Origin of the sequence: Pseudarthrobacter oxydans, from assembly GCF_030812335.1 — a bacterium.
Classification (GTDB): domain Bacteria; phylum Actinomycetota; class Actinomycetes; order Actinomycetales; family Micrococcaceae; genus Arthrobacter; species Arthrobacter oxydans_B.
This window is the reverse complement of record NZ_JAUSSN010000004.1, coordinates 412,241-438,524: the sequence shown is the minus strand read 5'-3', so window position 1 is coordinate 438,524 and position 26,284 is coordinate 412,241. Positions and strand designations below refer to the sequence as shown.

The 26,284-nt window shown below is 68.3% G+C and carries 22 protein-coding genes, 1 tRNA gene and 1 pseudogene; 12 read left to right on the top strand and 12 right to left on the bottom strand.

Annotated elements, in window-relative coordinates; all coding sequences use genetic code 11:
* From J2W14_RS09535 to J2W14_RS09525, 3 genes and pseudogenes are all read right to left on the bottom strand, one after another.
* A pseudogene (locus J2W14_RS09535) lies at positions 1-447 on the bottom strand (hypothetical protein); the annotation flags it as partial.
* 123 nt (positions 448-570) lie between these two features.
* Positions 571-1,641: an App1 family protein gene (locus J2W14_RS09530; protein WP_307461584.1), complete on the bottom strand. Its 1,071-nt coding sequence runs from the start codon at positions 1,639-1,641 to the stop codon at positions 571-573.
* Between the two features lie 59 nt (positions 1,642-1,700).
* A complete protein-coding gene (locus J2W14_RS09525) occupies positions 1,701-2,456 on the bottom strand; it encodes a DUF72 domain-containing protein (protein WP_307461582.1) in 756 nt (251 codons plus the stop codon).
* Positions 2,457-2,607: 151 nt separating this feature from the next.
* Here J2W14_RS09525 and J2W14_RS09520 point away from each other — a divergent pair, with 151 nt between their 5' ends.
* From J2W14_RS09520 to J2W14_RS09500, 5 genes are all read left to right on the top strand, one after another.
* The gene (locus J2W14_RS09520) at positions 2,608-4,401 is read left to right on the top strand and encodes a glycoside hydrolase family 15 protein (RefSeq protein WP_307461580.1); all 1,794 of its coding nucleotides are present in this window, start codon (positions 2,608-2,610) and stop codon (positions 4,399-4,401) included.
* Between the two features lie 122 nt (positions 4,402-4,523).
* The gene (locus J2W14_RS09515) at positions 4,524-4,832 is read left to right on the top strand and encodes a YegP family protein (protein ID WP_307461578.1); all 309 of its coding nucleotides are present in this window, start codon (positions 4,524-4,526) and stop codon (positions 4,830-4,832) included.
* 43 nt (positions 4,833-4,875) lie between these two features.
* The gene (locus J2W14_RS09510; RefSeq protein WP_307461576.1) at positions 4,876-5,613 is read left to right on the top strand and encodes an HAD family hydrolase; all 738 of its coding nucleotides are present in this window, start codon (positions 4,876-4,878) and stop codon (positions 5,611-5,613) included.
* A 42-nt stretch (positions 5,614-5,655) separates the two neighbouring features.
* The gene (locus J2W14_RS09505; protein WP_307461574.1) at positions 5,656-5,970 is read left to right on the top strand and encodes a hypothetical protein; all 315 of its coding nucleotides are present in this window, start codon (positions 5,656-5,658) and stop codon (positions 5,968-5,970) included.
* A gap of 83 nt (positions 5,971-6,053) precedes the next feature.
* Positions 6,054-6,815, top strand: a complete 762-nt coding sequence (locus tag J2W14_RS09500) for an SDR family oxidoreductase (RefSeq protein ID WP_307461573.1) — start codon at positions 6,054-6,056, stop codon at positions 6,813-6,815.
* Positions 6,816-6,831: 16 nt separating this feature from the next.
* Here J2W14_RS09500 and J2W14_RS09495 read toward each other — a convergent pair whose 3' ends face one another.
* Positions 6,832-7,248: a sterol carrier family protein gene (locus J2W14_RS09495; RefSeq protein WP_307461571.1), complete on the bottom strand. Its 417-nt coding sequence runs from the start codon at positions 7,246-7,248 to the stop codon at positions 6,832-6,834.
* A gap of 334 nt (positions 7,249-7,582) precedes the next feature.
* On the opposite strand from J2W14_RS09495, the gene J2W14_RS09490 reads away from it, so the two are divergent.
* Positions 7,583-9,889, top strand: a complete 2,307-nt coding sequence (locus J2W14_RS09490) for a DUF7402 domain-containing protein (protein ID WP_307461568.1) — start codon at positions 7,583-7,585, stop codon at positions 9,887-9,889.
* 66 nt (positions 9,890-9,955) lie between these two features.
* Here the strand turns inward: J2W14_RS09490 and J2W14_RS09485 are convergent, their stop codons facing one another.
* Positions 9,956-10,972: an asparaginase gene (locus tag J2W14_RS09485; RefSeq protein WP_307461566.1), complete on the bottom strand. Its 1,017-nt coding sequence runs from the start codon at positions 10,970-10,972 to the stop codon at positions 9,956-9,958.
* A gap of 35 nt (positions 10,973-11,007) precedes the next feature.
* Positions 11,008-12,660, bottom strand: coding sequence for a molybdopterin-dependent oxidoreductase (locus J2W14_RS09480; protein ID WP_307461564.1), 1,653 nt, complete (start codon positions 12,658-12,660; stop codon positions 11,008-11,010).
* 382 nt (positions 12,661-13,042) lie between these two features.
* Here J2W14_RS09480 and purD point away from each other — a divergent pair, with 382 nt between their 5' ends.
* Positions 13,043-14,347 (top strand): phosphoribosylamine--glycine ligase, encoded by a 1,305-nt coding sequence (gene purD, locus J2W14_RS09475; protein WP_307461562.1) that lies wholly within the window; start codon positions 13,043-13,045, stop codon positions 14,345-14,347.
* A gap of 2 nt (positions 14,348-14,349) precedes the next feature.
* The gene (locus tag J2W14_RS09470) at positions 14,350-15,318 is read left to right on the top strand and encodes a phosphoribosylaminoimidazolesuccinocarboxamide synthase (protein ID WP_307461559.1); all 969 of its coding nucleotides are present in this window, start codon (positions 14,350-14,352) and stop codon (positions 15,316-15,318) included.
* Positions 15,319-15,375: 57 nt separating this feature from the next.
* On the opposite strand, the gene J2W14_RS09465 is transcribed toward J2W14_RS09470, so the two are convergent.
* The gene (locus J2W14_RS09465; RefSeq protein WP_307461557.1) at positions 15,376-16,641 is read right to left on the bottom strand and encodes a helix-turn-helix domain-containing protein; all 1,266 of its coding nucleotides are present in this window, start codon (positions 16,639-16,641) and stop codon (positions 15,376-15,378) included.
* Positions 16,642-16,785: 144 nt separating this feature from the next.
* On the opposite strand from J2W14_RS09465, the gene J2W14_RS09460 reads away from it, so the two are divergent.
* Positions 16,786-17,031, top strand: coding sequence for a hypothetical protein (locus tag J2W14_RS09460; RefSeq protein ID WP_307461556.1), 246 nt, complete (start codon positions 16,786-16,788; stop codon positions 17,029-17,031).
* Positions 17,032-17,172: 141 nt separating this feature from the next.
* On the opposite strand, the gene J2W14_RS09455 is transcribed toward J2W14_RS09460, so the two are convergent.
* The 5 genes from J2W14_RS09455 to J2W14_RS09435 form a co-directional block, all read right to left on the bottom strand.
* Positions 17,173-17,249: transfer RNA gene (locus tag J2W14_RS09455), tRNA-Pro, on the bottom strand.
* Positions 17,250-17,355: 106 nt separating this feature from the next.
* Positions 17,356-19,185, bottom strand: a complete 1,830-nt coding sequence (locus J2W14_RS09450; RefSeq protein ID WP_307461554.1) for an ABC transporter ATP-binding protein — start codon at positions 19,183-19,185, stop codon at positions 17,356-17,358.
* A complete protein-coding gene (locus J2W14_RS09445) occupies positions 19,182-21,014 on the bottom strand; it encodes an ABC transporter ATP-binding protein (protein ID WP_307461552.1) in 1,833 nt (610 codons plus the stop codon). Before J2W14_RS09445 ends, J2W14_RS09450 begins: the two co-directional genes overlap by 4 nt.
* Positions 21,015-21,310: 296 nt before the next feature.
* Complete coding sequence (locus J2W14_RS09440) at positions 21,311-22,258, bottom strand: metallophosphoesterase (RefSeq protein ID WP_307461550.1); 948 nt, start codon at positions 22,256-22,258, stop codon at positions 21,311-21,313.
* Positions 22,255-24,552 (bottom strand): transglycosylase domain-containing protein, encoded by a 2,298-nt coding sequence (locus tag J2W14_RS09435; protein WP_307461547.1) that lies wholly within the window; start codon positions 24,550-24,552, stop codon positions 22,255-22,257. The genes J2W14_RS09440 and J2W14_RS09435 overlap by 4 nt, the downstream gene beginning before the upstream one ends.
* Before the next feature lie 37 nt (positions 24,553-24,589).
* Between J2W14_RS09435 and J2W14_RS09430 the strand changes: the two genes are divergently transcribed.
* Genes J2W14_RS09430 through J2W14_RS09420 form a run of 3 tightly spaced genes read left to right on the top strand, consistent with a single transcriptional unit; the run spans position 24,590 to position 26,247 of the window.
* Positions 24,590-24,745, top strand: coding sequence for a DUF4177 domain-containing protein (locus tag J2W14_RS09430; protein ID WP_144671455.1), 156 nt, complete (start codon positions 24,590-24,592; stop codon positions 24,743-24,745).
* 2 nt (positions 24,746-24,747) lie between these two features.
* Complete coding sequence (locus tag J2W14_RS09425) at positions 24,748-25,317, top strand: RidA family protein (protein ID WP_307461544.1); 570 nt, start codon at positions 24,748-24,750, stop codon at positions 25,315-25,317.
* A gap of 18 nt (positions 25,318-25,335) precedes the next feature.
* The gene (locus J2W14_RS09420; RefSeq protein ID WP_307461541.1) at positions 25,336-26,247 is read left to right on the top strand and encodes an NUDIX hydrolase; all 912 of its coding nucleotides are present in this window, start codon (positions 25,336-25,338) and stop codon (positions 26,245-26,247) included.
* Positions 26,248-26,284 lie beyond the last annotated feature (37 nt).

Here is a 26,284-nt window from a genome sequence, read left to right as displayed (position 1 = left end):
CGTGGTCAGGGCCTGGCTCTGATCCAGCAGGGCGCCGGCGGCGTTTTCGCTCACCGTCAGGACACACGCGAGCTCCGCGATCATCGCCATCTCCTGGACGGTGCGGTCATGAAGGGACGCCGTCGGGGACGCCATCGCCCGGGTCGCCTCCGCGTAATCCGCGGTCAGGCGAACCTTCAACGCCGCGAACCGGGCCTCCTCCCGCGCCGCCTCGGCGAGCCCGTCCAGACAGGCATCCGCCCGATCCCGCAACGGATCAGCCCAAGGATCAAGCTCGGCGTCCCGCAGCGACTCGGCATCCCGGAACCGAACGGCGCCCGACTGATCAATGCCCGGCTGTTCAATGCCCGACTGAACAATGCCGGACTGATCAGCATTGTCCGCCCCGGCGCCGCTGATTGCAGCCAGCTCGGCAACGGACGCGGCGACGGCCGCCAGGGCCGCCATGCTCTCCGCACTCCAGACTCTTCCGAGATCCACAAAAACATCACCACGAAGCACCGACAGTAATGGTGGACCGTGTTGGCAGGCGACGCTGGCACCGGCTGACGCGCCGGCGTGGGCCGGCGCTTAGAGAATCTTGAGCTCCTGTAGGCTTTTCGCCATGCCTGCACCGTCCGGGGAGTAGATCCACGGAACGTTGGAGCCTGTGTGGTCGCCGGTCTCCGAGTGCCCACCGGCCAGGACGGCTTCGCTGGCCGAGAGCTGCCGGATGCCGATGGCGGCCACCAGGTCTCCGTGCTGCTGGGCGAAGTGCGAGTAGATCGCTTCGTCGTGCTGGCCGTTGTCTCCGAAGAGCAACCAGCGCATGTTCGGGAACTCCTCGGCTAGCAGGTCCAGGTTGCGGCGCTTGTGCTCCTGGCCGCTGCGGAACCAGCGGTCGTGGGTGAGGCCCCAGTCGGTGAGTAGCAGGGCGCCGGACGGATACATGTTGCGGGTGATGAAGCGCCCCAGGGTGGGGGCGGCGTTCCACGGCCCGGTCGACAGGTAAATGACCGGGGCCTCCGGGTACTCCACCATGATCCGGTCCATCAGCACGGCCATCCCGGGGGTCGCCATCCGGGCGCGCTCGTTGAGTACGAAAGTATTCCAGAGCGCAAGGAACGGCCTCGGGAGCGCCGTGACCATGATCGTGTCATCGATGTCGGAGACGATCCCGAGCTTGGTGTCGGGAGAAATGACGAAGATCTTCGCCGAAGCCGGCTTGGTCCCCTCGGCGCGGAGCACCGCGGTGTGCCACCCCGGGGTGAGCTCCACCTGCACAACGGTGTCCACGAGTCCGCCGCGGTCCGCATGCACCCGGGCGGTCACTCCGCCGATCTCGATCTCTACCTCGGAGTACTGGATCGGGACGGACGTGAAGGCCCGCCAGCCGCGGATGTTCTGGTTGCCGTTTTGCGCTGCCTGCTCAACCCGGCTGCCGGGGTGGGGCTTGCTGGTCAGTACCACCCGGCCGAGGACCCGGACCCAAGTGGTGGATCCGTAGCCTTGGTAGGCAACGGTCGTCGGGACAAAGTCCCAGCGCCGGGCCGCTTTCAGGCGGGCACGGTTAACGGTGTCCGAGACCAGGTGCGCCAGGCGAAACGCCCGGTTGCCGGTGATTGGTTGCTGCCGGGGAGATTCCTGTGACGCCAATTCCATGCCTCCACTCTCCCACAAGGGTCGGTCCCGCCGCGGACCGTGTCCGGAAACGCTACGTTTCAGTTGACGCCCAGCACATCCCTCAGCACCGTGGCGTTACGCACGGCGTTCCCGCCGCCGTCGTTGTTGAAATACACAAAGACCTCCTTGCCGGCCACCTGCCATTCACGGATCCGGTCCGCCCACCAGCGCAGCTCGTCGTCCGAATAGGAGCCGCCGTAGAGGTGCTCCCAGTCCGGACCGTGCAGCCGGACGTAGACGAATTCCGCGGTGGCCCGGAGGATGCACGGCAGTCCGGCGCCGCTCATGACGCAGTAGGCGGCGCCATGCCGTTCCAGCAGCGTGTAGACCTCCGGGGCGTCCCAGCTCGGGTGGCGGAATTCCACGCTGACCCGGATCCAGTCGGGCAGCGCCGCCAGGAAGTACTCCAGCCGCGCGTCGTCCCGGGCAAAATTCGGCGGCAGTTGGACCAGCAGCACTGCCCGTTTGTCGCCGAGTTCGTGCCAGCAGCGGGCGATCCGTTCGATCCAGACCTCCGGGGAGTAGAGCTTTTTGCCGTGGGTCAGTCCGCGGGGGGCCTTGACGGACAGCAGGAACCCCGGCGGAAGCCGACGGCGCCAGCTGGCGAAGGACGTGTCCCGGGGCCACCGGTAGAAGCTGGCGTTGAGCTCCACCGTGGTGAAGCGCGCCGCGTAGTGCGCCAGCCGCTCCCGCGCCGGCAGCCCCGGCGGGTAGAGCACGTTCTCCCAGTGGTCATAGCTCCAGCCGCTGGTGCCGATGTGCACAGGTCCATGCTGGGTCGCTTGGTGGTCCATCCCGCCATCCCCTTTCCGGGCAGGCCTCCGGGCCGGCCATGCCTAGACTTCCCCGGTCTAGTCGCCGGCATGCAGGGACGTTGTTCCGAAGTTCCGTTCCAGCATCTATGGATCCTAGTCCTGGGGATACCGGTGTGGCACTGTATGTCCCATGGCTCGCATTGAGGATTACGCACTGGTCGGCGATCTCCAGACTGCGGCCCTGATCAGCACCGAGGGTTCGATTGATTGGCTCTGCCTGCCGCGCTTCGACTCGCCGGCCTGCTTCAATGCCCTGCTGGACACTCCCCGGGCGGGGCGCTGGCTGCTGGCGCCGGCGGACGGCGGTGAATGCGCCCGAAGGCACTACCGCAAGGGCACTCTCATCCTGGAAACCGAATGGGAGACGCCCTCGGGAAAGGTCAGGGTCATCGATTTCATGCCGCCCCGTGACGCGGTAGCGGACATCGTGCGGATCGTTGTGGGCATCCGAGGAACGGTCAGGATGCGCGGTGAGCTGGTCCTGCGTTTCGACTACGGCCACATTGTCCCGTGGGTCCGCCACGACGATCAGGGGATCCACGCGATCGCCGGTCCCGATGCCGCGTATCTCGTGACCGAGGCGCCGCTCCGGGGCGAACGCCTGCGTACCATCAGCGATTTCACCGTCAAGGCCGGGGAGCGGGTCCCGTTTGTGCTGACCTGGGCGCCGAGCCATCTGGACCGTCCCCGCGCCGTGGACCCGGAACCGGTGCTCGCTTCGACTGAGGATTTCTGGCGGCTCTGGACTGCCAAGTGCACGGTCGCCGGGCCGTACCGCTCGGCCGTGCAGCGATCTCTGATCACCTTGAAGGCACTCACGTTCGCCCCTACCGGAGGGATCGTGGCGGCGGTGACAACTTCCCTGCCGGAGGAGCTCGGTGGCGAACGGAACTGGGACTACCGGTTCTGCTGGCTCCGTGATGCCACCCTGACGCTTCAGGCGCTGCTCGCGGCCGGATACACGGAGGAGGCCGCCTCCTGGCGTGACTGGTTGCTGCGGGCAGTCGCGGGAGACCCCAAGGACCTGCAGATCATGTACGGCATCCATGGCGAGCGCCGCCTCCCCGAGGTGGAACTGCCCTGGTTGCAGGGATACGAGAATTCCGCTCCCGTCCGGACCGGCAACGGTGCGGCCGGGCAGCTCCAGCTCGATGTCTGGGGCGAGGTGCTGGACTGCCTGTCGCTGACCCGGAACTCGCTGCTCACCAGCACCGACGAATCATGGGACCTCCAGCTAGCCCTGATGGAACACCTCGAGACGGCCTGGGACCGGCCCGACAACGGGCTCTGGGAGATGCGCGGGCCCCGACGGCACTTCACCCACTCCAAGGTGATGGCGTGGGTGGCGGCCGACCGTATGGTGAAGGGCGTCCGGGACTTCGGCCTGGCCGGACCCGCGGACCGCTGGGAGGAGCTCCGGGACACGATCCGGGCCGATGTCATGGCCAAGGGGTTCGACGTCGACAGAAACACCTTCGTGCAGTCCTACGGGCGGCCGGAGCTCGATGCGAGCCTGCTGCTCATCCCGCGCGTCGGGTTCCTGGCCCCGGATGACCCGCGGGTGATCGGGACGATTGATGCCGTCCAGCGGGAGCTGACCCATGACGGCTTCCTGCGCCGCTACAAGCCGGCAGAATGCGACGACGGGCTGCCGGGCGGGGAGGGAGTGTTCCTGGCCTGTTCGTTCTGGCTGGTCGAGGCGCTCCTGGGGGCAGGGCGGCACCGCGAGGCGCGGGAACTGTTCGAGCGGCTGCTCGCGCTGCGCAACGACGTCGGACTCCTCAGCGAGGAATGGAGCATCGAGGACGGGCGGCAGCTGGGAAATACGCCGCAGGCGTTCAGCCATTTCGCCCTCGTGATGAGCGCCCTCGAGCTGCACGAGGACGGCGTGCGGCGCAGCGACTCTCCGTCGGCGGGGCCCTGATCCAAAGCGCCGCGCGGGCCGAAGTCCGCTCTCAGTTACCCCGGCCGAGGTTTTCTTCAAGTCCTTAGATAAGTATACTTACTAATACCCTAGTGTGGGGGTAAGGATTAAAGGAGTGTGCGATGGCTGGATATTTCGAGCTCGTGGATGCGCCCGACGGCGGCTACCGGATTCGGATGCTGGACGGAGCAGGAAGCCTGATGGCTATTTCGGTCACGTTTCCCACAAAGCGCGCAGCTGTGGCCGGTATCGCCCAGGCCCGCGAAATCGCCGGCACTGGGCTCATCCGGGACCGGAGCGCCGGCGGGCAGTCCGCACCGGCGGGACCACTCTCCAGGGTATCGAGGAGGACCGCCGGAGGCGCCGGCCGCGGAACCTCCTTGTCCGGCGGATCGCTGGCAGCCGGAAAACGGGCACGAGCACACCGCTGATGCAAGTCCTGACAGTCCCCTCCGCCGCGGCCCCGCAGTCAGCATGACCGCCGCACCGCCCCGTGGCCCGCGCCGGGCGGCCGTGCTGTTCGACGTCGACGGCACGCTGGTTGACTCCGCCTACCTTCACACCCTGGCCTGGTGGCAGGCTTTCCGGCAGGCCGGTTACGACGTGCCGATGGCGAGCATTCACCGCTCGGTCGGCATGGGCGGGGACAGGATCCTCGCCAGGCTGCTGCCGGACGGCCGGGACAGGAACGAGGACAGCACCATCATGGCCTCGCACGCGGGCGTGTTCGCCACCTTCTGGCCGGCCCTGCGTCCGCTGGAGGGCGCCCGCGAGTTGCTGGCGCGATGCCACGAGGACGGGCTCGCCGTCGCGCTCGCCTCCTCCGCCCGGCAGCGGGACCTTGAGGTGCTGCGGGCCGCGATCGGCGCCGACGCCTTCATTGACGCGGCCACGAGTTCGGCTGACGCGAAGGAGAGCAAGCCGGCGCCGGACATCCTCGTCGCCGCCCTCCACACCGTGGGCGTGCAGGCATCGGATGCCGTCTACGTGGGCGACGCCGTGTGGGACATCTACGCCGCCGGGAAGCTCGACATCCCGGCCATCGGACTGACATGCGGCGGCACCAGCGAAGCGGAACTCCGGGACGCCGGTGCCGTCGAGATCTACACCAGCCCCCGGGCGCTGCTGGAAAATCTCGCGGACAGCGCGATCGGACGGCTCGCCGCCCGGGTCCGCACTATAGCTGAACCGGGAGCCCGCCGCGGGCCGTGAACTCACAAGTCCACCGCCTTGACCGGCGGGTACAGTGTGTCCATGAATCCGTCCAGCGGTAAGGAATCCGGGCCGTCCCGGCAACGGCGGCTGATCTGGCTCGCGGGGCCGCTTCTGGGTGCGGTCCTGCTGGCGGCGGGGGCGGTCTTCCTGTCGCTGCCGGGGCTGGAGGAGTTCGGCTGGTTCGCCTATGCCCCGCTGTCCCGGCAGACCTTTGCGGCCCCGGGCCTGCTGGTCATGGACGCGGAGAAATGGGCGGGCGTCGTGCTGGTCGGTCTCGGACTGTTGACGCTCGCCTTCTGGTCCGGCGTCCTCGCCGGCCGGCACTCCCGCCGGCCCCCCGCTGATGCGGGGTAGACCGGCACATCCCAGGCGGCACTTCGCCGCAATGTTGGCGCGGAACACTGTCATGGTGCGGGATCTGGGCATACGCTAGCCGGATGACACGACATCACCTGCCCGGCCGAGTGGCCGTAGTCACCGGCGCGGGCTCAGGGATCGGCCGGGCAGTCGCCCGGCTCATGCTCGCGGACGGGTACCGGGTGGTGCTGGCCGGCCGGCGGGAAGCGCAGCTGCTGGAGACCGGGGCCGGACATGCCCAGGCGCTCGCCGTGGCCTGCGATGTCACCGTGCCCGACGACGTCGAGCGGCTCTTCGCTGCCGCCCTGGAGCTGTGGGGCCGCGTGGACGTGCTGTTCAACAACGCCGGAGTGTTCGGGCCGGCGGCCTCCGTGGACGAGATCAGCCTCGCGGACTGGGACGCCACCGTGGCGGTGAACCTGACCGGCTCCATGCTGTGCGCCGCTGCTGCCGTCCGGGCCATGAAGTCGCAGTCACCCCAGGGCGGGCGGATCATCAACAATGGCTCGATCGCCGCCCACTCGCCCCGGCCCCGGACGGTCGCCTACACCGTCACGAAACACGCCATGACCGGGCTGACCAAGAGCATCGAACTCGATGGCCGCGGCTTCGGCATCAGTTGCGGTCAGATCGACATCGGCAACACGGCCACCGAGCTGATGGACACGATCGGCGTCGGCTCCGGGGCCGTCCAGGCCGACGGCAGCAGCCGCGTGGAGCCAACCTTCCCGGTCGACGACGCCGCTCGTGCGGTGCTGCTGATGGCCGGGATGCCGCCCTCCGCCAGCGTCGGATCCCTCGTGATTACCGCCGCCGGGATGCCGTATATCGGACGCGGATAGCCCGGACGCCGTCCGTCTAGAGCGGCAGCAGGCCGGATAGGTCGGCGCGCAGCCCGGAGGCCGCCACCCGGCCGGCGCCGACGGCGTCCGCCCAGCTCAACTGGCCGCTGACCATCGACAGCCAGGTGGCGGCGTCGCACTCAATGACGTTCGGGGGCGTGCCGCGGGTATGCCGCGGGCCCTCCACACACTGCGTGACGCCGAACGGCGGGACGCGCACCTCCACTGAATTCCCGGGTGCCCGGGCGGTGACCTCCTCCAGGGAGTAGCGCACCGCCGTCGCCAGCGTGCTGCGGGGGACCTGCGTGCCGGCTCCCGGGCTGGCCGTGTCCGCGGCGTCCGCGGTGTCCCGCCCTGGGGCGTTGGCGGCCTGCCAGGCGGCGAGGGCCGCGCGCCCCTCGTCGAGGGCGATACGACGTCGGGCTACCACCACTGTTTTGCCTCCCGGCCGATCGAAAGCGTTCGCGGCTAGCCGCTCATCTGGCCGCCTCTGGATCCACCCTACCCTCCACCCTTTTCGGCGGCGGCCCCGGCATCCCGGGTTCTCCGGACCCCTATTAACTATGTCGAAAAGCATGTAGCTTGGATATTAAGTAAAATAGATGTAGTTTTACTTGGTGGGTTGCCCCAGCGGAATCCTTGCCTGTTGTCATGACCGACACGGCAAAGTCATAACAGTAAGGATGAGCCAGATGCCGTCTTCCCGGCCTCGCAGAGGGTCCGTGGTTCTGCTGGCGTTAGCGCTGGTCGCGGCACTCACCGGGAGCATGGCGACCGCACCGGACGCCTCCGCTGACGCGGGGTGCGCTGCGGGCACGGCACTTAACATCGTCGCTCACCAGGATGATGACCTGCTGTTCCAGAGCCCCGGGCTCCTCTCGGCCATCCGCGACGGGCTGTGCGTGCGCACCGTCTACCTCACGGCCGGCGACGCCAACGACTCGGAGGCCTACTGGAGCTCGCGGGAGAGCGGCGTGAAGGCCGCCTACGCCCATCTCGCCGGGGTCGCCGACTCCTGGACGACTGCTGACGCCGGTATCGCCGGACACCCGATCCCGGTGGCTACCCTGGACGGTGCAACGCAGCTCTCGCTGGCCTTCATGCGGCTGCCGGACGGATACCGCGATGGAAGAGGCGGGTCGGACTACGGTTACCAGAGCCTGCAGAAGCTCTACAGCGGCGCGATCAGCACGATCACGGCCGTCAACCGGTCCTCCTCGTACACCCTCCCGGAGCTCCGGGCCACCTTGCTGGCGTTGATGAACAGCTACCAGCCGGACCAGATCTCCACGCTGGACTTCGCCGGCACGTACGGCGACGGAGACCACAGCGACCACCACGCCGTCGCCTACCTCGTGCTCGCCGCGCAGCAGCTCTACACCACACCCCACACGATCACCGGCTACCAGGGCTACCCCATCTCCCAGCGCCCGTCCAATGTGGTCGATCCAGATCTGACGGCCAAGACCGACGCCTTCCTGGCCTATGCCCAGCACGATTCCAAGACCTGCACGACGGCCCTTGCATGTTCCCAGAACTCGGTCGGCAGTTGGCTGTCACGGGCCTACACCGTCACGCCGCCTGCAGTGGCGCCGGCGGCGGGCACGGAGACGGTTAACGTTCCAGGCGACCTCGCCAACGTTGCGGCCCTGGCGACGGTCACGGCCAGTTCCCAGAACGACACCGCGGGACAGACTGCAGTGAAGGCCGTCGACGGCGTCATTGCCGGCCACCCGGTCGATTCGACCCGGGAGTGGGCGACCGTGGGTGGCCGGGCCGGAAGCTACCTCGACCTTGCCTTCCCGTCCGCCGTCACCCTGAACCGGGTGGTGTTTTACGACCGGCCGAACGCCAAGGACCAGATCACCGGCGGCACCCTGACCTTCTCTGACGGGACTAGCGTCGCGGTGCCGGCGTTGGACAATGCCGGACAGGCGACCAGCGTCAGTTTCCCTGACACTGCCACCACCAGCGTGCGGCTCACCGTCACCACCGTCAGCGGCACCACCCGAAACGTTGGGCTCGCCGAACTCCAGGTCTACCCGGGCACCGAGGCGCCCGCACCGACCGCGCCTGTGACTGAGGATCCGGCACCGGTCGTGCCTGTGATTGTGGATCCGGCGCCGGTTGTGCCCGTGACTGAGGATCCGGCGCCGGTTGTGCCCGTGACTGAGGATCCGGCGCCGGTCGTGCCCGTGCCAGCCCCCGTCACGGAACCCGTCAACGTCGCGGGCTCGGCGTCGGTCACCGCCAGCTCCCAGAACACGACGTCGGGCCAGACCGCGGTAAAGGCCGTGGACGGTGTCGTTGCCGGTCATCCGGTCGACGCCACCCGGGAATGGGCGACCGTCGGCGGCAAAGCCGGAAGCTACCTCAATCTTGCTTTCCCGGCCGCCGTCACCCTGAACAGGGTGGTGCTTTTTGACCGGCCCAACGCCGGAGACCAGATCACCGGCGGCACCCTGACCTTCTCCGACGGAACCACCGTCCCGGTGCCGGCGCTGGACAACGCCGGCCAGGCGACCAGTATCAGCTTCCCCGACCGCGCCACCACGAGCCTGCGGCTGACCGTCACCACGGTCAGCGGCACCACCAAGAACGTCGGACTCGCCGAACTTCAGGCCTACCCCGGCGTGACGGCCCCGGCCATAACCGCCGCGAACATTGCGGCCCTGGCGTCGGTCACGGCCAGTTCCCAGAACGAGCTTGCGGGACAGACTGCCAGGAAGGCCGTTGACGGTGTCATTGCCGGCTACCCGGTCGACTCGACCCGGGAATGGGTCACCATGGGCGGCAGGGCCGGGAGCTACCTCGATCTTGCTTTCCCGGCCGTTGTCACCCTGAACCGGGTCGTGCTCTATGACCGGCCGAACGCCAAGGACCAGATCACCGGCGGCATCCTGACCTTCTCTGACGGAACCACCGTCCCGGTGCCGGCCCTGGACAATGCCGGCCAAGCGACCAGCATCAGCTTCCCCGACACCGCCACCACAAGCGTGCGGCTGACCGTCACCACCGTCAGCGGCACCACCCGAAACGTCGGGCTCGCCGAATTCCAGGCCTACGCCAGCTGACAACCACCGCCGTCAGGCGGTGCCGGGCAGTGTCCAGTCGGGCAGCGTCCGGTCGGGCCGTGTCGGTCAGACGAGGAGCGCCGAGACGGCGTTGCCCAGGCGGATTTTGCCGACCGGCCGGCCGCCGCCGAGCACGGGGGTGACCACTTTGTCGAGGACACTGGCCACTTCCGGGACGTCGACGGCGCCGGCCGCTGCCAGCAGCGTCAGTCCGACGAGCGTCGTGGCCCGGATGTTGCCGTCGAGGATCTTGATGGCGACCGAGGCACCCGTGGGGGTGGCCATCGCCAGCACGCCCTCGGCGCCGATCTTGGCGAGGATGCCGAGGTCGTCCATGACGATTGTGTTGCATTCGCCCTTGCCCTGCACGGCCCACGGGTAGTCGAGCATGGACGTGGCGATCGTGGCGGCGCGGGCATTCGAATGTTTGTCCCCGGGCGCCTTGGCCAGCTTGGAGAAGGCCCGGGCCAGTCCGGTCAGGGACACGGCGGCCACCGGCGCGCCGCAGCCGTCGATGCCCAGGTGGGCGATGCTTTCGCCGCAGTATTCCTCGATGACGGAGCGGACGCGCTGCTGCAGCGGGTGGTTGGGTTCGAGGTAGCTGTGGGTGTCCCAGCCGTTTTCGGTGCAGGCCCAGAGGAACGCGGCGTGCTTGCCGGAGCAGTTGAAAGCGAGCTTGGACTTGCCCCGCTCGGCGCGGACCAGCCAGTTCCGGGCGGTTTCGTCCTCGGGCCAGGCTGTCGGGCACTGGAGTTGCTCTTCCTTGACGCCGGCGGCCTTGAGCATTCCCTCGACGACGTCCATGTGGTCCAGTGAGCCGACATGGCTGCCGCAGGCGATCGCTGCCTGCGCGCCGCGCAGGGGCACGCCGGACTGCATGGACGCGAGGGCCTGCAGCGGCTTGAGCGCGGACCTGGCGTAGATCGGGGTGGTGATGTCGCCCAGTTCGGTAACGACGGTGCCGTCCCCGGCAAGGAGGACGGCGGAGCCGATGTGCCGGGACTCCACAAAGCCGCTGCGTTCAACCACGGCCAGTTCGACGGCGGACTCGGCGGTGAAGGTGGCGTGAGAATTCAGGGGCATGCAGCAAGTCTATGGTGCCCGCCGGTGATACCCCGTTATTCCACGGTCACCATCAGCGACTGCCAGCCTGAGGCGCCGTCGGGCACCGGATCCGCGCGCTGGTCTGTCTGGACCTCGCCGGTTCCGTCGGTGGCGCGGGCCTTGATGTAGTGCGGGCCGGGCGTGGCTTCCCAGTCGAAGGACCACTGCCGCCAGGTCACGACGGACGCCTCGGTGGAAAGCACGGCCTCGGTCCAGGGCCCGTTGTCGATCTGCACTTCAACCTTGGTGATGCCGCGTGTCTGGGCCCAGGCGGTGCCGCCGATCGCGACCCGCCCGGCCGGTACCTTGGCGAAGGACTTGGGGACTTCCACCCGGGCCATGGTCTTGATGGGGCCGCGCTCGGACCAGCCGCGCTGCGTCCAGTAGGCCTGGCTGTCCGCGAAGCGGGTGACTTCCAGGTCCACCACCCATTTAGTGGCCGAGACGAAGCCGTACAGTCCGGGGACGACCATGCGCACCGGGTACCCGTGTTCGAGCGGGAGGGCTTCATCGTTCATGCCGAACGCCAGCATGGCGTCCCGGTCGTCCTGGAGGACCTCGAGCGGAGTGGAGGCGCTGAAGCCGTCGATGGAGGTGGAGAGCACCATGTCCGCGCCTTCCTGGGGCCCCGCCATTGTGAGCACGTCGCGGATGGGCATGCCCAGCCATTTGGCGTTTCCGGCCAGGTTCCCGCCGACCGGGTTCGACACGCAGGTCAGGGAAACGTGGGATTCAATCAGGTTCGCGTCGAGCAGGTCCTGGAAACTGAGCCGGATTTCCCGGTCCACGAGCCCGTGGACCCGCAGCTCCCAGTCCTGGGCACTGATTTCGGGCACGCTCAGGGCGGTGTCAATGCGGTAGAAATCGTTGTTGGGCGTCACCCATGGCGTCACGCCGGGCGCCTTGGACTGCACTCCGGCGGGGACGGCGGGGGCCGGTTTCGCCGGCGTCGGGAGCTGCAGGGATTCGCGGGCCTGGGCCACGTTGCTGCGGGCGGCGCTGAGCAGGCGCCCGCCGGTCGCGGCGATGGCTGAGGCGGCGGCGGTGACGCCGGTCGCGGCGAAGAAGGCGCGGCGGCTCGTGGCGGGACGGTCCGGAGCCTTGGCGGCCAGGTCCGAGTCCAGGTTCGGCCACACCTGCATGCGCCACAGCCTGGTGACCAGGAAGCGGAGCGCAATGAGTCCGGCCACGGTGCCGATCACCGTGGGAATAGCATCCAGCGGCTTCACCCCGGAGCGCGTCACGACGGCCGTCACGATCACCGCGCCCATCAGCAGCACACCGGCGACGCCGAGCGCCCATTTGCGGTACGCCACGACGCCCAGTACGCAGGCAAGCAGCAGGATGGTCACCGCCATGCCCACGAACAGGGCGACCTTGTCGTTGGTGCCGAAGGTGGCGATCGCGAAGTCCTTCAGCCATGACGGCGTGAAGTCGATGAAGGTCGAGCCCAGGGCGATCACCGGCGTCGCCCGTGCGGTGAAGAACGCCCCGATCAGTTCCGCCACGGACAGCACGACGGCGGCCGCGGCGACGCCGGCCAGGGCGGCAAGGACGGTGGGGCCGGTCAGCCGCTTCGAGGCCGTATGCTGCCCAGGCCGCTTCCGGGCGGGCTTCTCGATCCTGAGTTCTTCCGCGCGGGGCGTCTGCGTGCTGGGCTTGTCCATACTGGGTCTTCGTAGCAGTCCGGGCCGCGGATTGCCGGCCGGGGCGGCGGCAGTGTGGGACATGCCCTCCCTTCGGGCGCAGGAACGGGCATGTTGGCATTATGTCCGGCGGTCCTGGCCAGGACCGGACATGTCCCGTGGGGGAGCGGGCGCGCAGTGTGGGACATGCCCTTCCCTCGGGCGCAGTGCTGGGCATCTTGGCATTATGTCCGGCCGCCCGAGTCAGGACTGGGCATGTCCCCCGTGGGGCCGGGCCAGGGCAGCAGCGGGGACTGGGCATGTCCCCCATGGGGCCGGGCCAGGGCAGCAGCGGGGACTGGGCATGTCCAGCGGTGGACACAGCTTAGGAGCCTGCCCGGTCCACAAAGTACTCTTGGGAACTGTGAAGGTACTTGTCATCGGCCCCGGCGGCCGCGAACACGCCATTGTCCGATCCCTGCTTGCCGACCCGAACGTGTCCGAGGTCCATGCGGCCCCGGGCAACGCCGGCATCAGCAAACTGGTCCCCACACACGCCGTCGACGCGAACGATCCCGACGCCGTCGCGGCCCTGGCCGCCAAGCTTACGGTGGATCTTGTGGTGGTCGGCCCGGAGGCGCCGCTTGCCGCCGGAGTGTCCGACGCCGTCCGCGCCGCAGGCATCCCCGTGTTCGGCCCCAGCAAGGCCGCCGCCCAGCTCGAAGCCTCCAAGGCCTTCGCCAAGGAGGTCATGGCCGAGGCCGGTGTCCCCACCGCCATGGCCCGGGTGGCCAGCAACGCCGAGGAAGCCGCCGACGCGCTCGACACCTTCGGCGCACCCTACGTGGTCAAGGACGACGGGCTCGCCGCAGGCAAGGGCGTGGTCGTCACCAAGAACCGGGACGAGGCGCTGGCGCACGCGCAGAGCTGCTTCGACGCCGGCGGAACGGTCGTGATCGAGGAATTCCTCGACGGCCCCGAGGTCTCCGTCTTCGTCCTCTGCGACGGCCGCAACACCGTCGCGCTTTCCCCGGCCCAGGACTTCAAGCGGATCTTCGACAACGACGAGGGCCCCAACACCGGCGGAATGGGCGCCTACACCCCGCTGGAATGGGCCCCCGAAGGCCTCGTCCAGGAAGTCATCGACAGGGTCGCCCAGCCCACGGTCAACCAGATGGCGCACCGCGGCACCCCGTTCGTCGGTGTCCTGTTCGTCGGCCTGGCCCTGACCTCCCGCGGCACCCGCGTGATCGAATTCAACGTCCGCTTCGGCGACCCGGAAACCCAGGCCGTCCTCGCCCGCCTCAAGACCCCCCTCGGCGGGCTCCTGATGGCAGCCGCCAGGGGCGAACTGGACAAGGTCCAGCCGCTGCGCTGGTCCAAGGAAACCGCCGTCGCCGTCGTCGTCGCCGCCGAAAACTACCCGGACACGCCCCGCACCGGCGACCGCATCCGGGGGCTCAAGAAAGCCGAGTCCGTCGAGGGCGTCCACGTGATCCACGCCGGCACCAGGCTCGACGACGAAGGCAAAGTGGTGTCCGCCGGCGGACGGGTCCTCGCCGTGGTGGCGCTCGGCACCGACCTCGTGGAGGCCCGGGAACGAGCGTACGACGGCGTCGAACTGGTCCACTTGGAGGGCAGCCAGTTCCGCACCGACATCGGAGGCAAAGCGGCCCGCGGCGAAATCAAAGTGACGACCCCCGGCGCCGTCCCGAAAGCGAAGGCCTGAGCATGAGCACCCCCGAACCCTCCGTGCCGGAAGCCGCCTCGTCCGCGCCCAAGGGCGGCCTGGTCACCGCGACGCTGGACCTGCCCGGCTGGAAGCACATCTACTCCGGCAAGGTCCGTGACCTCTATGTTCCGGCGGACGAGTCCATCACCGAGCGCATCGGCCAGGAGTGCGTCCTCGTCGTCGCCAGCGACCGGATCAGCGCCTATGACCACGTCCTCGCCAGCGAGATCCCGGACAAGGGACGCATCCTGACCCAGCTGAGCCTGTGGTGGTTCGAGCAGCTCGGCGTGGAGCACCATGTGCTCGCGTCCACGGTCGACGCCGGTGTGCCCGCCGCGGTGGAGGGCCGGGCGATGATCTGCACGAAGCTGGACATGTTCCCGGTCGAGTGCATTGCCCGCGGCTACCTCACCGGCTCGGGGCTCCTGGAGTACAAGCAGTCCCGCACCGTGTGCGGCATCCCCCTGCCGGAGGGCCTGGTGGACGGGTCCCGGCTGGACGAGGCCATCTTCACCCCGTCCGCGAAGGCCGAGGTGGGCGAGCACGACGAGAACATCACCTACGACGCCGTCGTGGACATCGTGGGCGCGGACATCGCGTCCCGGCTGCGCGAGCTCACGCTGGAGATCTACACGAAGGCCGAGGGGATCGCCCGCGGCCGCGGCATCGTCCTCGCCGATACCAAGGTGGAATTCGGCTTCGACGCCGCCACCGGCGTCATCACGCTCGGCGACGAGGTGCTCACCCCGGACTCCTCACGGTTCTGGGACGCAGCCACCTACGAGCCGGGCAGGGCCCAGCCCTCCTACGACAAGCAGTACGTCCGAGACTGGCTGACCTCGGCCGAGTCCGGCTGGGACAAGTCCTCGGACGAGACGCCGCCGGCGCTGCCGGCCGACGTCATCGCCCGCACCCGCAGCCGCTACGTCGAGGCCTACGAGAAGCTCACCGGCCGGACGTTCGCGTAGGACGCCGCGGGGAGTAGACCCCCGGCGGGGAACAGGACGCAGCGCGGGGCAGGCCGCCTAGGTTCCGGTTGACGCGGCCTGCGCGCGGCGCTGCGCGAGCCGGATTTCCAGCACGGCGTCCATCGCCTGCTGGACCCGGTCCGAGGCGCCGGCTGCACTGAATTCCTTCTGGGCTTCGTCGAGATAGACGAGGGCCTCGTCGGATTCGCCCGCGGCCTTGAGCGCCTTGCCGAGCAGCAGGGCCACCTCCCCGGCGACGTGCTTGGCGAGCGCATCCTTGTCGGCATGGATCTCGCGCAGTTTCTGCACCGCTGCCACGATGTCCCCGGTCAGGTAGAGCCAGCGGGCCCGGATGAACGCGACCTCAAGCTGGTCCGTTCGGTTGCCGCCGACGATCGAGAGCGCCAGCTCGGCACGCTCGATCGAAGTCAGGGTCTCAGGCTCAACAATTCCGGAGGACAGGCGGACGGCGGCCGAGGCTTTGTTGAACCGCGCCCAAAGGTCGATGTCGTTGGCGGGGGAGAGCAGCTGGGCCGCCCGCTCGTGGTATTTGATGCCCTCCGTGTAGTCATGCCGCATGAAGGCTACATTCCCGATCACCCAGGCGACCTCGCCGGCGAGCTGGGTCATGGAGTGGTCGTCCATCTGCTCGTTCATGGCCTGGCAATACTCCCAGGCCTCATCGAGGCGTCCGCTTTCGGCCAGCGCGCCGATGAGGGCGCGCAGCGCACCGATGATCAGGGTGGAACCCTTGGGAAGCTCGGCGCAGAGCCGCACGGCCTCCTGCGCGTGTTCGACGGCGACTGTCAGCTGGCCCTGGCCGTGGCACACGGCCGCGAGCATCTGACGGGCGCGGACCCCCAGGCCTGCCGATTCGGCGGCCATCGGGTGGTCCAGCAGTCGCTGCACAAGGTCCTGGCATTCCTTCAGCTGGCCCTGCTTCATCAGGCACTCGGCCTGCATGTAGGTCATATTCCACCAGGCGCTGGTGTTCTTGGCCTCGAGGGCAATCTGGGCCGCAGCCGCGGCGTGGGTCGCCGCCAGCGCGTAATCCCGGAGGTCCCAGGCCTGACGCGCATAGAGGCCCGCGAGAACATACTCGGCGTCGCTGACCGACACCGGCTGGCTCCACGCCTCCAGCGCCTTGGGGGCGAGTTCGAGCCGCCGGGCCAGCTCCTCGATCACATCGGCTGTTGGTTCACGGCGCCCGGTCTCCAGCAGGGAGATGTAGCTGGGCGAGTACAGATCCCGGCCCAATTCCGCTTGCGTCAGGCCGCGTTCGAGCCTTTCCGCTCGGAGTTTCTCCCCGAATCCGTTCCCCACGGATACCTCCTAATTCCGGACAGTCTTTGTACTAAATGCTTGACAGTCTCTGTGCAAGCCATTTTACAATGTATGTCAACAAGGGCTCGTGCTGGCTTTGTAATGTGTCCGACTCGCGTTTCCGACCCGTATTGAGGAACCCACATGATCAAGAAGATTGCAGCTTCCGTCGCCCTGGCGGGGGCGCTGGCTCTCTCCGCAGCGGCTCCCGCAGTCCTGTCAATTAGCGCCATCGGCAACTGGCCTGACCCGATGGGCAGCACCACCCTGGCGATCGGCAACTGGCCCGATCCCATGAGTTCCACCCAGGGCAGCCTCTCAGCCATCGGCAACTGGCCGGACCCGATGACCTTCTCCACCAACATCGGCAACTGGCCGGACCCGATGTAGACAGTAGCTTGATAGCTCCGGGGCAGGCGCGAACCCTGTCCCGGGGCTATTTTTATGCCCTTCGAACCCCGCGCGGTGGCCGGTGGAACCCCGGGCGCGCAAAAGAAGAGGGCCTTCCAGCTGGAAGACCCTCTTCTTGATTGGTCGGGATGACAGGATTTGAACCTGCGACCTCGTCGTCCCGAACGACGCGCGCTACCAAGCTGCGCCACATCCCGATCCGTTACTTCAAAAGCAACTTCACAAGAGTATCCGATCAGGACCCCGGATGCGAAATCGGTCGGCCGGCGCGCCGGCATCAGAAGCCGCTCAGCCCGTAAGGTCTCAGACCAGCGAGTCCTTCCAGGCCCCGTGCAGCTGCGCGAAGCGGCCGCCGCCGCCGATCAGCTGCTCCGGCGTGCCGTCCTCGACGACCCGCCCGTCGTGGACCACGAGGACCCGGTCGGCGGTCTCCACCGTCGACAGGCGGTGCGCGATGATGAGGGCGGTCCGGCCGCTGTCGGCGCCGATTCCCTGCAGCAGCCTGGCGAGGCCGGCCTGCACGAGCCGCTCGGACGGGATGTCCAGCGAGGAGGTGGCCTCGTCCAGGATCAGCACGGCGGGCCGGGCCAGGAAGGCGCGGGCGAAGCTGATCAGCTGGCGCTGCCCGGCGGAGACGCGGCCGCCGCGCTTGTTGACGTCCGTGTCGTAGCCTTCCGGGAGCTCCTGGATGAACTCGTGGGCCCCCACGGCCTTCGCGGCGGCCTCGATCTCCTCGCGGGAGGCCCCGGGCCGGCCCAGGGCGATGTTGTCCGCGACGGAGCCGCTGAACAGGAAGGCCTCCTGGGTGACCATCACGACGTTCCGGCGCAGATCCGCCGTCGCCAGCTCCCGCAGGTCCACGCCGTCGAGCGTGAGGGAGCCGGCGGAGACGTCATAGAAGCGGGCGATCAGCTTCGCGAAGGTGGACTTCCCGGCGCCGGTCTGGCCCACCAGCGCCACGGTCTGGCCGGCCGGGATGTGCAGGTCCATGGTGGGGATGATGACCGGGCCGTCGCCGTAGCGGAATTCCACACCCCTGAAGTCGATGGTTCCCTTGGCATCGTGCAGGGCCACCGGATTCTTGGGCGGACGGACGGTGGGGACCTCCTCGAGCAGCCCGGAGACCTTCTCCAGCGCCGCCTGGGCGCTCTGGAAGGAGTTGTAGAACATGGCCATCTGGTCCACCGGCTGGAAGAAACGTTTGGTGGACAGGATCAGGGCCAGCAGCACACCGACGGCGAGCTCGCCGCTGAGCACCCGGAAGCCGCCGAAGAGCAGCACGACGGCGACGCAGACGTTGCCGATCAGCACCAGGCCGGGCTGGAAGATGCCGTTGAGGTTGATGGAGCGGACCGTGACCTTGCGGTAGTCCTCGGAGAGGTCGGCGTAGCGTGCGGCGTTTTCGGGTTCCTTGCGGAAGGCCTTGACCGCGCGGATGCCGGTCATGGTTTCGACGAAGTGCACGATCAGCCGGGCCGAGACGACGCGGGATTCGCGGAACGCGATCTGGGAGTGCTTCTGGTACCAGCGGGCCAGGAAGTACATCGGCACGCCGGCGGCCAGCACCAGGAGCCCGCTGCGCCAGTCGAGGGCGAACACGGTCACGGCTGTGAACACCATAAACAGCATCCCCGAGGCCAGCGAGCTGATCCCGGAGTCCAGGAGTTCGCGCAGCGCCTCCAGGTCCGAGGTCTGCCGGGCGATGATGCGCCCGGAGGTGTACTTTTCGTGAAATTCCAGGCTGAGCCGCTGGGTGTGCCGGAACACCCGGACGCGCAGGTCCAGCAGCATCGCCTGGCTCAGCCGCGCCGTGGAGGTCACGTACAGGGCGGTGAGGGACGCGGTCGCGACGGCGGCGGCCAGGTAGGCGACGCCGGTCAGCAGCAGCGGGAGGTTGTCGCCGGCGGTCAGGGCGGGCAGGGCCCGGTCGATGCCGAAGGCGATCAGCACGGGCCCGGCGACCCGCGCCGCCTGGGACAGCACGACGGCGGCAATGGTCAGCCAGAAGCGCCGGCGGACCGGGCGGATGAGCGAGCCCAGCAGGGCCAGGGAGCGGCGCCGGACGGTCTTGCTCTCGCTTTTGGACAGGTGCGCGTTGTCCTCGTTCGCGGTGCCGAAGGTTGCGCTGCTCATCGGGACACCTCCTCGGCGTTGAGCCCAGACAGTTCGGAGTCCAGCAGGTCGGAGTCCAGGTCCCGCGGTTCCGGGTCGAGGCTGGCGATCACGTAACGGTAGTGCCGGTTCTCCGTGAGCAGTTCGGTGTGGGTGCCGACCGCGGTGATCCGGCCCTCCTCCAGCAGCGCCACCCGGTCCGCCAGCGCCACGGTGGAGGGCCGATGGGCCACGATCAGGGTCGTGGTGTCGGTGAGCACCGCCCGCAGCCTGGTCTCGACGAGTTCCTCGGTGTGGACGTCCAAGGCGGAGAGCGGATCGTCCAGGACCAGGACCCTGGGCCGGGCCGCGATGGCCCGGGCCAGGGCGATGCGCTGCCGTTGCCCGCCGGAGAGGCTGAGTCCCTCTTCGCCGATCAAGGTGTCCAGACCGTCCGGGAGCGAGTAGGCGAAGTGGGCCTGGGCGACGTCGAGCGCCTCCTCGAGGGCGGCCTCGCGGCGCTCGGCCGGGAGGCCGGAGGGGGCGCCGAGCAGAACATTGTCGCGGACCGAGCTGGAGAACAGGGTGGTGTCCTCGAACGCGACGGCGACCACGGTGCGGAGCTCCTCGACGCTGAACTCGCGCAGGTCCACCCCGTCGATGGTGATGGATCCGTCGGTGACGTCGTAGAGCCGGGGGACCAGCTGGAGCAGCGCGCTTTTGCCGCTGCCGGTGATGCCGACCAGGGCCATGGTTTCGCCGGGCCGGATGTCCAGGGTGATGTCCTTGAGGATCGGCTTGTCCGGGGCGTCCTCATAGGCGAAGCTGGCGCCGTTGAAGCTGAGGGCGCCCTTGAGCTCGGCGGGGCGGCGGGGCTGTTCGGGGCTGGTGATGGTGTTTGCCGCGTCCATGACCTCGAAGTGCCGGTCGACGGCGGACTTGGCGGTGAGGGCCATGGCGAGCAGCATGCCGGAGAACTCGACCGGGGTGGCGATCACGGCGGCGGTGGCGAAGAACGCCACGAGGGCGCCGATGCTCAGCTCGCCGGTGGAGGCCAGCATGACGCCGACGACGAGGCCGGCGCCGAGGGCCAGCTCGGGCAGGAGGGTGACGACGAGGCTGAAGGTCGCGAGGTGCTTGGCCTTGACGATCTCCGTCTGGCGGAGCTCTTCGGCCTGTTCGTTGAAGTTCTCCAGCGCCTCGCGGCTGCGGCCGAAGGCTTTGAGCACGCGGATCCCGTGGACGGATTCCTCGACCGTGGTGGCGAGGTCGCCGGCCTGGTCCTGGCTGCGGCGGGCCACCTTGCTGAAGCGGGTGCGGAACCGGAAGCCGTAGATCATGATCGGCACGGCCGCGGCGAGGAAGATCAGCGCCAGCTGCCAGCTCATCGTGAACATGACCACAACGCCGATCACCACGGTCAGGGTGGTCACCACCAGCATGATGGCGCCGAAGGCCATCCAGCGGCGCAGGAAGTTCAGGTCCGTCATGGCGCGGGAGAGCAGCTGCCCGGAGCCCCAGCGGTCGTGGAAGGAGACCGTCAGGTCCTGCAGGTGGTCATAGAGGGACACCCGCATCCGCGTCTCGACGGTGGTGGCGGGGTTGATCACGAACTGCCGGCGCAGCGCCACCAGCCCGGCTTCGGCGATGCCGAGGCCAAGGATGATCAGGGAGGCGATCCAGACGGCGTCCGCGCTGCCGCCGGGCTGGAGGGACTCGTTGACCAGCACTCGCAGCACCTGGGGGATGGTCAGGGCCACCACGCTGGCGAGCAGGGCGCAGAGCAGCCCCAGGACGAGCCGCGGAATGATCGGCTTGACGTGGGGGTAGAGACGGCTGATGGAGGAGAAAAATGAGGTCTGCTTGGCCATGCCTGCTTCTTCAAGTGCACGTGCGGATATCTAACGCAACTGGATGTAGTTTCCTGTAGCAACTACCCTAGGCCATCGGGTGACCGGGTTCACATGAAAATGGACAGCATCAGGATCTCGCCCAGTAATTACATTCCGCAATGCGCGCCCGGCGCGCCATGCCTCCGGGGACATGTCCAGCCCACGCCGCGGGACATGTCCAGTCTTGGGCGCGGGGAGTGGACATGGGCCCACTATGCCCATCCGTGGAGCCCAGGGGAGGGCATGTCCCGTGGTGCCGGGGGAGCCGGGCAGGCTCAGGAACGCGCGGTGAGCGTGAGCAGCACGGCCTCGGGCTTGCAGGCAATCCGGACCGGGGCGAAACGCGAGGTGCCGATGCCGCCGGAGACGTTCACCGGCGTCGTGCGTCCCTTGCTTTCCCAGTCGTGCAGGCCCTTGGCGCGCCAGGTCGGGAGGTCGCAGTTGGCGACGAGGGCCCCGAATCCCGGAACGCAGATCTGGCCGCCGTGGGTGTGTCCGGCCAGCAGCAGGTCGGCGCCGTCCTCGGTGAAACGGTCCAGGACGCGCTGGTACGGGGCATGGATGACGGCAACCCGCAGGTGCGGTCTGGCGTCCTGGCCCTTGGTGCCCCTGGGCCAGCCGGCGTACCGTTCGAGGCCCAGGTGCGGATCGTCCACGCCGGAAAAGTCCACGCGCAGGCCCTTGATCACGAGCGACTGGCAGCGGTTGGTCAGGTCCACCCAGCCGCCCATCCCGAAGCCGGAGCGGAGCCGCGGCCAGTCGAGCTGGGCCTGGTCCTCGGGTTTGGAGGACGGCCCGAGGAAGTACGACGCCGGGTTCTTCAGCCGCGGCGCGAAGTAGTCGTTGGAGCCGGGAACGAAGACGCCGGGGAACTTCATCAGCGGGCGCAGCGACTTCAGCAGGGGTTCCACGGCCTTGACATGGCTGAGGTTGTCGCCGGTGTTCACCACCAGGTCCGGCTTCAGCTCCGCCAGCGAGGACAGCCATTCGGCCTTCCGGTGCTGGCCGGGTACGAAGTGGATGTCGCTCACGTGCAGCACCCGGATCGGGCCGAAGCCGGCCGGAAGGATCGGCAGGGTCTCTTCGCGCAGCACGAACTTGTTCTTCTCCCACAGTCCGTACCCGGTGGCGGCGGCACCAGCCACGGCCCCGGCGGCGGCGGTGACGGCAAAGCCGCGCCCGATGCTCCGGGCGCGGCTTGCCAGCGAGTCAAGCCCGGTCACGGGTTGGGCTCGTCTTCCTTCTTGTCCTGGCCCGGCGGAGCGGGCTCACTCGGCGCCGGGCTTGCCGGGGCGGAGCTGGGCGGCGCGGAGCCGGACGGCGCCGGCGTCGCCTGGGTGGATGGCCTGGGTGCCGGGGCCGGACCGGTCACCAGGTTCGACGGCGGGGCCGTGAACGGGTCGGTGCCGTAGGTCGGCGCCACCTGGGTCATGTAGTTCGAGAACTGCGGGCCCGCGATCATGTAACCGTCGATGGCGTCGTAGAACTTGCCGTTGAGGGTCAGGTTGCGTCCCGGCCGGTCCTGGCCGCCCAGCGCGTCGCCGAACCAGGAGGCAGTCGCCAGGCCGCTGGTGTAGCCGACCACCCAGGTGGAGTTGTTGGGGTCGTTGGTGCCGGTCTTGGCGGCGATCGGGAAGCTGGTCCGGGTGGAGATCCGCGGCTTGATCAGCGAGCCGGAGCCGCGGTTGAGGACTTCCTGCAGCGCGTAGCTCACGCCGCGGGCAACCTCGGGTTTGATCGCGTCGCGGCAGCTTGTGGCTTGGGCCGGCAGCTGGGCGCCGGTCGTGTCGGTCACCGATTCGATGGCGATCGGCTCGCAGTACTTCCCGTCGTTCGCGAAGGTGGCGAACGCGCTGGCCATGGTCAGCGGCGAGGTCTGGGTGGCGCCGATCAGGTTGGACAGTCGCGTCATCGGAACGGGCTCGTTGGTCTGGCCGGCGTGGATGCCCGCGGCGTCGACGATTTTCTGGATCCCGCAGAGGTCGACCTGCGCCGCCGTGGCGAAGGTCATCGTGTTGATCGAGTTCGCCAGCCCGTCGACGACGCTCATGTTCTTGTAATAGCCATCTTCGGCGTTCTGCAGGTCATCGGCCGCGCCCAGGCGCTTCTCGGCCGTGTTGTAGGCGCCGTCAACCCGGGTGGGGCAGGTGTTCTTCCAGCGGTAGTTCAGCGGATACTTGCGCACGGTGCCGTTCAGGATCGTGTTCATGGACTTGCCCTCGTTGAGCCACGCGGCGAAGGTGAACGGCTTCATCGTGGAGCCGGGCTGGAACCCGCCCAGCCCGCCGAGGTCGTTGCCCTGGGCGTCGCGCATGTCCACGTTGAAGTTGATGACGTTGTTGAACTTGCCTTCGGCCTCCAGGAACTGCGTGTTCTGGGCCATCGAGATGATCTTGCCGGAGCCCGGCTGCACGGAAACCAGCGAGGCGCCCCACTTGTCCGGGTTCTCTCCGGCGGAACCGTCAACCTGGGCCTGCGCCACGGCCTGGGCGTTCGGGTCCAGGGTGGTTTTGATGGTCAGGCCGCCGCGGAAGACCTTCCGCTCGCGCTCCTCGGCGTCGGCGCCGTAGGCCGGGTTGTTCAGCATCAGGTGCAGCACGTAGTCGCAGAAGTACGGGGCTGTCGACGAGTAGGCGCAGCCCTGGCGGGGCTGGGTGATCTTCGTTTCCACCGGGGTGGCCACGGCGGCGTCGTAGTCGGCCCGCGTGATCTTGCCCTGGGTCAGCATGGAGTCGAGCACCAGGTTCCGGCGGGACTGGGCGTTCTCCGGGTTGTTGATCGGGTCGAAGAACGACGGGCTGTTGACCAGGCCGGCGAGCAGCGCGGCCTGCGGCAGGGTCAGGTCCTTGGCGGTGGTGCTGAAGAAGAACTTGGAGGCAGCCTCGATGCCGTATGCGTCACGGTTGAAGAACACGATGTTGAGGTAGCCCTCCAGGATCTGCTCCTTGGTGAACTTCTTCTCCAGTGCGATGGCGAGCTTCATTTCCCGCAGCTTGTCGCCGACACCCTTGTTTACACCGTTCAGCAGGACCTGGTCGCTCTTGCCCTCGGCCTCGAGGGAGGAGTTGATGACGTTGTTCACATACTGCTGGGTGATGGTCGACGCGCCCTGGCGGTTGCCGCGGGCGGTGCTGACGAGGGCGCGCATGATGCCGGTGGTGTCCACGCCGCCGTGCTCGTAGAAGCGGCTGTCCTCGATCGCGATGACGGCGTCCTTGATGTACGGCGACATCTGGTCGAGGGAGACCCGGGTGCGGTTCTCGGCGTAAAGGTTGGCGATCACGCTGCCGTCGGAGGCCAGGATCGACGTCGACTGGCTCGGCGGGTCGACCTGCAGTTCGGCCGGCAGCGTCTCGAAAAACTTGATCGATCCGCTGGCCGAGCTGCCGGTGACGGCGGCCGCAGGGACCAGCAGTCCCGCCACCAGGACGCCACAAATGGCGCTCACGCCCAGGAAAAGAAAGAGCTTTCCGAGGGTGGTGGCCGTGTCAAATAAAGGGTTCTTACCAGTCGCCATGTTTTCCACTTTACCGGCAAGGACTAGGCTTTAGCTCATGACCAAATGGGAGTACGCCACGATTCCGCTCATTATCCACGCCACAAAGCAGATTTTGGACCAGTGGGGTGACGACGGCTGGGAGCTTGTCCAGGTTGTCCCCGGCCCCGAAGGAAACGGCCTGGTTGCCTACCTGAAGCGGGAGAAGCAGTAGCCATGAGCACCCCCGCATCGGCCGCCGCGGGCGGCTCCGCCGTCCCCGGAACACCGGCGGACGGCACCGCCGCGGCGGGCGCGCCGTCCGCCGTCGAACAGCGCCTGGCCGAGCTCGGCCTGACCCTGCCCGAGGTCGCCGCCCCGGTTGCCGCCTACGTCCCGGCCGTGATTTCCGGCAACCACGTCTACACCTCCGGCCAGCTGCCGTTCATCAACGGCAAGCTCGAAGCGACCGGCAAGGTCTCCTCCGGCACCGAAGGCGCCTCGGACGAGGCCACGGTCTCCCCGGAAGCGGCCAAGCAGTACGCCGCCGTATGCGCGGTCAACGCCCTGGCCGCCGTCAAGAGCGTCATCGGGGACCTGGACCGCATCACCCGGATCGTCAAGGTGGTCGGCTTCGTCTCCTCCGACCCGTCCTTCACCGGCCAGCCCGGTGTCGTCAACGGCGCGTCCGAACTGCTCGGCCGGGTACTCGGCGACGCCGGCCAGCACGCACGCTCCGCCGTCGGCGTTGCGGTACTTCCCCTCGACTCCCCGGTTGAAGTCGAACTCATCGCCGAATTCGCCTAGCGGCCAGGTCAGTTTCCCGTGCCCCAGTTAGCCCGACGCCTGTTTGCCCTTCCCCCGGATCTTGAGGGGGCGGCCCGCAGCTGGCTTGAACACGGCGAACGGACCCCCCGCGCGGCCCGGTTCGCGTCCTCGGTGGTGCTCCTGCGCGACTCGCCCACGGGCCTGGAGACCTGGCTGGGCTACCGGCCCGGGTCCTCGCCGCTGGGTGTGCTCGCCTTTCCGGGCGGGTCGCTGGAGGCCTCCGACGACGACGCCGTCGGCTGGCTGGGCCCCTCGCCGCAGCATTGGGCCGAGCAGATGGGGACGGCCGACATCGGCCTGGCCCGCCGCCATGTGGTGGGCGCCATCCGCGAGCTGTTCGAGGAAACCGGCGTCCTGCTCGCCGGCCCGGACCTGTCCACCACGGTGGAGGCAACGTCGAGCGCCGAATGGATGCGGGCCCGGGTGGCCGTCGCGGACCAGGAGAAGTCCTTCACGGACGTGCTCGCCAAACGCGGCCTCTCGGTGCGGACGGACCTGCTCAAGCCCCTGGTCAACTGGCTCAGCCCGGACTTCGCGCACCGCCGCTTCAACACCCGCTATTTCGCCGCCACGGTGCCGATGAACCAGCAGCCGTCGCTGCTGGCCAGCAAGGGGGTGTGGGGCCGCTGGGTGTGCGTCCGCAAGGTCATCGAGGGACGGAACACCCCCGCGCTCGGCGATGAGGTGGGCCAGGAGAACACGGTCGGGCGCACCCTCGGCCAGCTGCTGGTGCCCGGCTCGGAGATCATGCTCGAGAAGATGGCCGCCGCGAACGGCTGCATCGCCTACCTGAGCTACAAGCGCAAGGCCCACGTCTACCAGCCGAAGCTGGTCGAGGAAGACGGCCAGCTCATGCTCGAGGTCGAGGCGGCCAAGACCGTCGCCGGCGAACCCCAGCGCGAACGCTGACCCGGCCGCGGCCCGTCCCGCTCCGCCGCTGGACATG